This window comes from Jutongia sp. (genome assembly GCF_057878315.1).
Window position 1 is genome coordinate 1 of record NZ_DBLXSO010000066.1, and the last position, 9,704, is coordinate 9,704.

Annotated in this window: 6 protein-coding genes; 2 read left to right on the forward strand and 4 right to left on the reverse strand. The window is 44.0% G+C overall.

Going from position 1 to position 9,704, the window contains the following annotated elements; translation table 11 throughout:
* Together ACZLMD_RS12055 and ACZLMD_RS12060 are read right to left on the reverse strand one after the other, a co-directional pair.
* The coding region (locus tag ACZLMD_RS12055) for a DUF5688 family protein (RefSeq protein WP_489495806.1) at positions 1-686 on the reverse strand (686 nt) is incomplete at its 3' end.
* Positions 687-1,302: 616 nt separating this feature from the next.
* Complete coding sequence (locus ACZLMD_RS12060) at positions 1,303-3,591, reverse strand: hydratase (RefSeq protein WP_118559510.1); 2,289 nt, start codon at positions 3,589-3,591, stop codon at positions 1,303-1,305.
* A 238-nt stretch (positions 3,592-3,829) separates the two neighbouring features.
* On the opposite strand from ACZLMD_RS12060, the gene pyrB reads away from it, so the two are divergent.
* Together pyrB and ACZLMD_RS12070 are read left to right on the forward strand one after the other, a co-directional pair.
* Positions 3,830-4,753, forward strand: a complete 924-nt coding sequence (gene pyrB / locus ACZLMD_RS12065) for an aspartate carbamoyltransferase (protein ID WP_455057571.1) — start codon at positions 3,830-3,832, stop codon at positions 4,751-4,753.
* Positions 4,747-5,172: an aspartate carbamoyltransferase regulatory subunit gene (locus ACZLMD_RS12070; RefSeq protein WP_482523537.1), complete on the forward strand. Its 426-nt coding sequence runs from the start codon at positions 4,747-4,749 to the stop codon at positions 5,170-5,172. Before pyrB ends, ACZLMD_RS12070 begins: the two co-directional genes overlap by 7 nt.
* Before the next feature lie 106 nt (positions 5,173-5,278).
* On the opposite strand, the gene ACZLMD_RS12075 is transcribed toward ACZLMD_RS12070, so the two are convergent.
* Both ACZLMD_RS12075 and ACZLMD_RS12080 read right to left on the reverse strand, forming a co-directional pair.
* On the reverse strand, positions 5,279-6,427 hold the full coding sequence (locus ACZLMD_RS12075) for a hypothetical protein (RefSeq protein ID WP_482523538.1): 1,149 nt from the start codon (positions 6,425-6,427) through the stop codon (positions 5,279-5,281).
* Positions 6,428-6,617: 190 nt separating this feature from the next.
* On the reverse strand, positions 6,618-9,296 hold the full coding sequence (locus ACZLMD_RS12080) for a leucine-rich repeat protein (protein WP_482523539.1): 2,679 nt from the start codon (positions 9,294-9,296) through the stop codon (positions 6,618-6,620).
* Positions 9,297-9,704 lie beyond the last annotated feature (408 nt).

Consider the following 9,704-nt stretch of genomic DNA (forward strand, 5'->3'; position numbering starts at 1 on the left):
TCCGGATACAGAAAGACAGCAGCCCCGTTGATGCCGTTGCTGTTAGTGAGCACATAGGGGGAATATTCCCATGGGACGTCCTCGGAGGAAAGTTCCTCCGGCATCGGATACTGCTCCAGAAATTCACGCATGGAACGAAAGCGTTCCGGGAACATGCGTGGTGTGTTTTTAATGGCAAGTTCAAACAGCTCCTTTGTGGTAAGATCCCATCGTTTCCGGAGTGCGGTATTGATTCGAAGGCTCTGGAGACCGTAGGAATTATTGCGCAGCACATAATAAAACACAACGGCAAGGTCAAAAAAAGGGATATACGGCACATTCTTCAGCATTTCCCGATTGCGCGATATATTGACGAGTCGATAGACGATCCCATCTCTGCAGTGTGCCAGAGAAAGATCCGGGGACTGGTTATCCGGGCTGTCAATAAAACGCTGCCACCGCTCATAGATATTCTCCGCAAGTACATCGATATCATATCCGTTTGTATATTTCTTATAGTAATCCTGCAGATAAAAGCTTGGCGAGCAGTTAGAGCCCTGACGGAATAAGACAAGGCTGTCTAAATGCAGGGAATTGTTTTTGAGAACCGGATTGACCTCCATATTGACATCCTCCGGGATGATCTCATACAGCCGGCAGCGAAGCCTGCTGACAAATTCTTCATAGTTGATCTTAGTTTCTTTCATAAATAATGATACCTTTCTTTTGCCTGTTTTCCGCGGCAGCAGGCATTTACTGGAAGAATCATGATTCGATTTGATAAATTATAGATGATATTAGTAGATTTAGAAGTGACGGAAATCTCTGCCTTGTTGTACACAAACAGCGTTTCTAAATATGGATTGTCCTATTTTGACAAAAGGCATACAGTTTTCTACTGAAAAATTGAACAATGTTATAGGGAGAACATTATGGGAGGTGTTCGTTTAGAACAATAGATCAAACTGATAAAAAACGATTCTTGATCGTGATGTTAAACAAAGAGTTTATTCCTTACTTCCTCTTCCGTCACTTCCTGCATACAAGGTTATCAAAAATAAGAGTCCCTGACAATCCGTAATGTCTGCCAAAAAACAAAGGCAAATATCATGATTATGACCGAAGAAAATGAAGAAAACAAAAAAGTCAATTGTGCATTATGATGGTTTTTATGAGAAACAAAAATAACAACAGCCCCCAAACACCTGTAGATACAGGGCTTGGAGGCTGTCAATAAATTGCGATGCATGGATCAGACGAAGATGGCAATGTGTGTTTGCATATAAAATACTACCCGGTAACTTGACCTGTACATTCCATTAATTACATCTGTGAGCGGTAATAGTTGATCAGGCATCCTTTCTCGATGATATCACGCTCGTCATCGGTAAGGTTTCCAAGGTGAAGTTCAAATTCCTTCATACCTTTGTTGACAACATATGCCTTGATCGTATCGTTCTTTTCTTCGATTGCCTTGCGGATATCCTTAATGAAGAGGTAATCGCCATTCTCAAATGGGAGCTCACCCTGGTACAGGAATGGAAGCATACCCCAGTTGATCAGATTAGAACGATATCTTTTTGTTGCGTATTCGTTGGCAATATTGGCAAAGCCGCCAAGCACCTTCTGGCAGGAAGCAGCCTGCTCTCTGGCAGAGCCGTCACCCGGCTTCACTGCAAAGATCGTGGAACCGATCTGCGTATCCTGTGGAGCTGCGGCGAAGGTTTCATTGATCGTCTTAAAGATATCCTCTACCTCAGGAAGTGCAGTAAAGATGTCTTCTCCTGCTACACGGGCCTTCTCTGCTGCCTGTACCTCCTTGGCACGACCAACATAAGCAGGATCCTTACGGGAAAGAGTGAACTCAGCCAGTCCAAGCGGGTTGGAACGGAAGGAGGATGTCTCACCGGATGGGATCAGCTCATCGGTTGTGGTAACCGGATCATGGATCTCGGAAACAACCTTTAAAACAAGGTTATCGGTGAGTGCACTCATCTTCGGCCAGTCCTTGATGTTTGGACCGAATTTAACCTCTGTCTCGGGCTTAGCATTGCCCCAGCCGTTGTATACACGGTTCTCGTAGATGGCACTGTCGAAGAAGTATTTTGGCTTCTTGAAGTCGACATCAATATCGGTTGCAGCCGTTAAGTAACCCTGGTTGGCAGCAGTTGCTGCGATAGAACGGGCATCCATCAGTGCAACAGATGCAATCTGACCGTTGTTGACCTTAGATCCCTCACGGTTCGGGAAGTTACGGGTAGAGTGACGGATAGACAGACCGTTGTTTGGAGGTACGTCTCCGGCACCGAAGCAAGGACCGCAGAATGCGGAACGTACGGTTGCACCGGTCTCCATCAGATCGGCGATGGTTCCGTTCTTGACTAACTCCATAAATACCGGCTGGCTGGATGGGTATACGCTCAGGGAGAACTCATCGGCACCGATATATTTACCACGAAGGATATCAGCGGCATCGCAGACATTCTCGAATCCACCGCCGGCACATCCGGCGATGACACCCTGCTCTACATACAGACGACCGTTGTGAACCTTATCCTTTAAGGTATAGTTAACCTTATTATTATCCAGACTGACTAATGCTCTCTTCTCAACATCATCCAGAATATCCATGAGGTTTGCATTTAACTCCTCGATCGTGTAGACATTGCTTGGATGGAATGGCATTGCGATCATTGGCTTGATCGTGGACAGATCCACATAAACCATACCGTCATAATATGCAACATCAGCCGGCTTTAACTCCTTGTAGCTCTCCGGACGCTTATGGATCTCGTAGAACTCCTTGATCTTGTCATCGGTGGTCCAGATAGACGACAGACAGGTTGTCTCTGTGGTCATAACGTCCACGCCGATACGATAATCAGCAGACAGGTTTGCAACACCGTCTCCGACGAACTCCATTACTTTATTATTAACATAACCATTTGCGAAAACAGCACCGATGATCGCCAGAGCGATATCCTGTGGACCAACGCCCTTCTGTGGCTTTCCTGTCAGATATACAGCGATCACGCCCGGCATATTGATGTCATATGTACGGGATAACAGCTGCTTAACGAGCTCAGGACCACCCTCTCCCATTGCCATGGTACCAAGAGCACCGTAACGTGTGTGGGAATCAGAGCCGAGGATCATCTTGCCGCCCTCTGCCAGCATCTCGCGGGCGTACTGATGGATGACTGCCTGATGAGGAGGAACATAAATGCCGCCGTACTTCTTGGCGCAGGAAAGACCAAACATGTGGTCATCCTCGTTGATCGTTCCACCGACAGCACAGAGACTGTTGTGGCAGTTCGTCAGAACGTAAGGGATAGGGAACTTCTCCAACCCGGATGCACGAGCGGTCTGAATAATTCCAACAAATGTAATATCATGTGATGTTAATTTGTCGAACTTAATCTGAAGCTGTTCCATATTTCCAGAGGTGTTGTGAGCCTCTAAAATACTGTACGCCATGGTTCCTTTGGCAGCTTCCTGCTTACTTGGAGCCTGTCCGCATTTGGCGGTAAGAGCTGCGGCTGCTTCGCCGTTGTCCTCTACGATATCTGTGCCATTTACAAGATAAACTCCGTTGTCATACAATTTTATCATAGACTTCCTCATTTCTGCGCTGATGATTATTCATGGATCGACCCTGCCGGACAGCGCACCGGCACAGGTTATATTATTCATAAATGAATGAATCTTTAGTGATGTATGGGTCAAAATACATTTTGACCCATACATCATTATTATGGAAACCTGATAAAAAGTCAAGTCAATATATTGCCATACGGGGTCAGTTGTAGTAAAATAGAAAAAATCGAAATTTGAGATAGGAGGCAAATGTATGCGACATCTTATCAGTCCACAGGATTTATCTCTTGAGGAGCTTGAGGAACTTCTGACACTCGGACAGGATATTATGAAAGACCAGAGCAAATATGCACATGTCTGTGATGGTAAAAAACTTGCAACTTTATTTTATGAACCAAGTACACGTACCCGATTAAGCTTTGAAGCTGCCATGATCAATATGGGGGGACAGGTACTTGGTTTTTCTGAGGCTTCTTCCAGCTCAGCATCCAAGGGAGAAAGCGTTGCGGATACGATCCGTGTCATCTCCTGCTACGCAGATATCTGCGCAATGCGCCATCCAAAGGAGGGTGCCCCGACCGTAGCTGCCATGCACTCTTCCATCCCGGTGATCAATGCCGGAGACGGCGGACACAATCATCCGACCCAGACGTTAACAGATCTTCTGACGATCAAGACAGAGACCGGCAGACTTGACAATTTAACGATCGGTATGTGTGGTGATCTGAAGTTTGGACGTACCGTTCATTCCCTGATCAATGCGATGGTTCGTTTTCCGAATGTAAAGTTTGTACTGATCTCACCGGAGGAGCTTCGGATCCCGAGCTATCTGCGGCGTGAAGTACTGGATGCCGGCAACATTGAATATATTGAGACGGACAAGCTTGAGGAGAATATGCCGAAGCTTGATATCCTTTATATGACAAGAGTCCAGCGTGAGCGTTTCTTCAATGAGGAGGATTACATACGCTTAAAGGACAGCTTCATATTAACGAAGGACAAGCTGCAGTATGCCAAGAAGGATATGTATATTCTTCATCCTCTTCCACGTGTCAACGAGATTTCGACCGATGTGGACGATGATCCGAGAGCGGTATATTTCAAGCAGGTTCAGAATGGTGTTTATATGAGAATGGCATTGATCATGAAGTTATTGGAGGTGGATATACCATGTTAAATATCGGAGGTCTTAATCAGGGTATCGTGATCGATCATATTCAGGTCGGCGGCGCAATGAAGATTTATGAATATCTGAATCTGGAGAAGTTAGACTGTTCGGTGGCGATCATCAAGAATGCCAAAAGCAACAAGATGGGCAAAAAGGACATTATCAAGATCGAGGGTGATCTTGACATTGATCTGAATGTGCTTGGTGTGTTAGACCACAGCATTACGATCAATATTATCAAGGACGCTGAGATTGTTGAGAAGCATCAGCTCTCGCTTCCGGATACCGTGACGAACATTATCAAGTGCAAAAATCCGCGTTGCATTACTTCTATTGAGCAGGAGCTGCCGCATGCATTTAAGCTGACAGACCGCAAGAACCGGATCTACCGTTGTATTTACTGTGAGTCTAAGTTTAAAGGAAATTAAAAGTTATCACATCAGGATTTTGGATTTATTATAGAACAGAATACGACCCGTGGAATTCTTTGTTGATCCCACGGGTCGTTGTTATTTTTCAGGGTTATGGACAACGTTATGCAATACGAAAAACAAGCTTTGTTACATTGCCTGCAGCGTCCTTTGCCTTCACAACATATCGTCCGGCTTTCTTAACGGTTGCTTTCTTATTGTTTACCTTCTTGCCGTTGATCGTTACGGACTTCATCTTGTAGTTATCCTTAAAACGAAGGGTAACCGGCTTTGTCACCTTCTTACCGTTCTTAATCCCCTTGATGACCGGCTTGGTGCTGTCAACACGGAAGGATACACAAGAAACGTTGCCGTTTGCGTCGGCAGCCGTGATCTTGTAGGTCTTACTTGCAGATGCCTTTAACTTGGTATTGCCAATGACAACGCCGTTTACGGTAACGGTTTTTACGTTCACGTTATCGGTAACAGTAAGCTTGGCGTTTCGATATAAGCCGTTATTCTTAACACCGGAGATTACAGGTGCTTCGGTGTCGGAAGTGAGAAGATTGCCGGATGTAACAGCGATCAGCTTGCTGTCGGACGGAATTGTGTCGGTACTCCAGCTTGCGGTCGCACCGCTTATTGTTCCATTACTCTCTGTTACGTTTGTCGGGAAGGTGATGGAATAATCCATCAGGAAACCGCAGGACTTCAGATATCCATAAATACTGCCGTTGCTGTATAACTTCTTGCTCACAGCGCCAATATCCGCATAAGAGGTGTTGTCGGTCAGCTTTGTCATATTAGAGGACATAGAAGATGTCATGGAACTGGATGCACCGGTGAGTGTTGCGATGAAGGTAGTGCCATCCAGAGTTACCTCAGAAAATGGAGTGGATGCGATAAACTCTGTGGTGTACAGGGAAGGGTTCACAGACCCCTCCTTCATGCGGTTGATATAAGCAGTCAGGTCGGTCAGAGCTGTTTTCATGGCGTCTACGCTCGCAAAGGTAAGCTGACGGCTGAAGGTATAATACGTCATATCTCCGACTGTCTCCTCGGCTCTTGTAAAATCGCCGCCAAACAGTGGTGACTTATCCTTTGCCTCGTCCAGTGTTGTCTGGAAGGTTTCTTTCTCGTACATATACTTTACGGTGTACACACAGGTTCCGTCTGCGTTGAGTACCAGAGCTGTATTACTTCCCATGCAGCCGGTCAGTGCCCCGATTACCAGTACCAGTGTCAATAATAAACAAGATAGTTTCTTTTTCATAATTACCTCCTTATGGTTCACATTGAAAAGCCCGAAAGCAGATATACTGCCCTCGGGTTCATTTTAACATGAAATATAAGGTATCTCAATACGAAACCTTATAAATATAATATTTACGAATCTACTGCGTTATTCTCATTTATGTAACCACTCCTCTACAGCAACAGAATACCTGTGCTATTTTGGAATATTATTTTGTGATCCGCACTTTTTTGTTCCCACGTTTTTTCAAAAACTTCTTATATTGTTTCTGTTTATTTTTTGGAACCTTGATCACAAGTTTTTTGTGCGTTCCTTTTAGCATATTGGCGCCGACCTTTGAGGCTTTTAACTTTTCAGACCGGATCACAATCTTTTTGAGATTTTTGCAGTTTTTAAAAGCATTTTTGCCAATCGAAACAATATTTTTCCCAATCACGATTGATTTCAGTTTCTTATTATTTTCAAAAGCCCCCTTTGCAATCGATGTGACCTTATAGCGGACTCCTTTGCTCTCCACGGTATCCGGAATTACAATTTGCGAAGCAGTTTTGGAATCTGTCAGCCAATAGATCACGGATGGTTCCTCACCGTCGCCCGAAATAACTTTATAAATACCATTTCCAACCGTCAGAACACTTCCTTTTGGTTCCGGCTGTGCAGTTGCAGACACCGGATTTGTTCCCTGACCATCCGGTCTGGTGGTGCTTGCCGGAGTTAAAGTTACCTGTGGATTTGGAGATGTTGTTGACGTATTTCCCGGTTTATCCGACGGCTGTGAAGTATCCGGCTGTCCGCTTGGTCTTACAGAAGCATCCGGGCTGCTTGTAACGTCAGGCTTATCGCCCGGTTTTTCGGAAGCTTCCGGTGGATTGGTTTCGCTCGGTTTACTTCCCGGATCTTTTGTGACCTCCGGAGTATTTGTCGGCTGGGCGGTTGCTGTACTTTCTGGTGGCATTGTCGGTGCGATTGTCGGTTCTGCGGTTGGTTTTGCAGAGCTTGTTGGCTGGGCGGTTGGTACCTCTCCCGGAGATTTACGCACAATCTTTGTGGTGCTGTCTTTGTAGATATTACTCTCACTAATTGTCTGATTTACATAAACGATATCTAATTGATTGCCCTGGCACCATAAGGTATCCAGCTGTAAATTGTTACTGGTATCCAGAGAAGTTAACTGATTCTTCGCAACGGACAGCATTTGTAAATCTGCATTTTGACTAACATCAATGGAAGTCAGCTGATTATAGCCTACAAATAATTCTTTCAGATAGGAATTACCTGTTACATCAACGGAAGTGAGGTTCCCGTCCCCGCAATAAAATACTTCCAGATAAGGGAGACCGGAAAGAGAGATATCTCCGTAAAGGGTTTTTTCGGGCCAGTTGATTTCAATCAAACGTCCATCCATATTCCATCCATATTCCATCGAATAAATCGATTCATCTACCTTTGCTCCTTTGGATCTCTGTTCATTGATCAATTCCTTTAATGCAGCGACATCCTGAGGATTGATCTGGAACTCATCAGGATCTTTTGTTGGTTCCGGAGAAGCAGACGGTGTTTCGCTCACTAACGGCTCTGACGAAGGGGATACGGCCGGTGTTTCACTAACTAACGGTTCTGACGAAGGGGATACGGCCGGTGTTTCACTTACTAACGGCTCTGACGAAGGAGATACAGACGGCGCAGGGCTCGCTGTAACATCAGGATTTGCTTTGACCATAAAATCCACTGTAATGGTACTTCCTGATGCGATCGAAATTTTCTTTCCCTTGAAAAGATCAATTGTTTCATTGATCCGATCCAGGTAATTGGAATATTCCGGTTTGTAATTATCATAATCGGACTTCAAAAAGTATCTGTATGACATATATGGATTTTTTACTGTGGCGGCATAATTCTTAATATCCCACGCATCCCTGTATCCCCAGATGCTTCCCGGTTCCTGCAGACCATTATTGGCAACGGTATACTCTTTTTCTTCACTGCCATCTTCTGATGTCAGACGAACCCTTGTTACATCAAGTTGCAGCCAGCTGCCGGAATATAGGTTTGTGTCCAGCCATAACATATGAAGGTCACCGGTTTCTGCAGCTGTATAGCTGATCGAATAATCTCCGATTCCTGTAAGCTTCTTCACCTTATTTGTACTGAAATCGGTATAGAAGACCTCAGACCAATCGGTATTGACATAAGAAATTCCTACTCGAAAATCATCATCCTGGCCAACTGTCTGCTGCTCTGCCTCATAATTCGGTGTTCCCTCTACCGGAGGTTTGTCGGTTGGCTTTGGAGTTACCGTTGGAGTGGTCTCTTCTGAATAATATGCATCATAAAATGTCAGCTTAACATTGGAGATATCTCCTGAAAATTCTCTCAGAGAATCTAATTGTGTAAATCTGACAGCCATGTAGTAATTCATGGAGATACGGGTATCCCCGGAATATCCAACGGTATATGTTCCATCCTGATTGATGTCGGCGGTTTGGGTAGCTACGTTATCGGTCTCGTCGACAATATTTTTAATATTTTCATCACTACTATAGAAATTGAGCTCTGCTTTAAAGCTGTCCAAACCTGCTTCCTGTAAAATACTGTCCACTCCGGATACAGTAAAAGTAAGGTCTACTCCTTTAAAGGAGATCCCCTCCAAAGCGGATGGCAGATAGTGGTTGATCCATACATTAAATATCTCTAACCGGCTATCGTTGCCATATCCGGTTGTCCACTCGCCTTCAGTAAGCGGTACGATTATTTTGTTTCCGGTAGATCCTGAATCACTCTCCTGTGCCTTGACAGAAGAAATCTGCCAATTGCTATTACTGCAGGTAATAACCATGGAAAAGATCAGGAACCACACGATACATTTTCTGAACATGTTTCCTTTCATATACATTTCCTCCTTTAAATAACATCATGAATTTATAACGCTTCGGTAAAAGTGTATCATATGTGTTGTCTGGAAAAATTTCCGTTTTTTTCTGTTGTTAAGCCTTGTCTTTTATATTGTTTACTTTTTATTTCAATAATAAAGCCCGTTCAAATGCCGTATTTATCGATGTTTGGACGGTTTTATGCCATCTACTCTCCCATATTATCATTCACGAAATATATACATTTATAGAAATATTGCACAATTTTTTTGTTGAAATATGTTAATACTATCCAGTTTTTTTTCTGGCAGAATAGAGGTCATTATTATTTTTGTATTCCAGATATCAATTAATTTAGTTTTGTATTCTCTTTACCAATAATAGTAACAGTATGATCGCATGTTAGTTTTTCTAATTCAGTATTT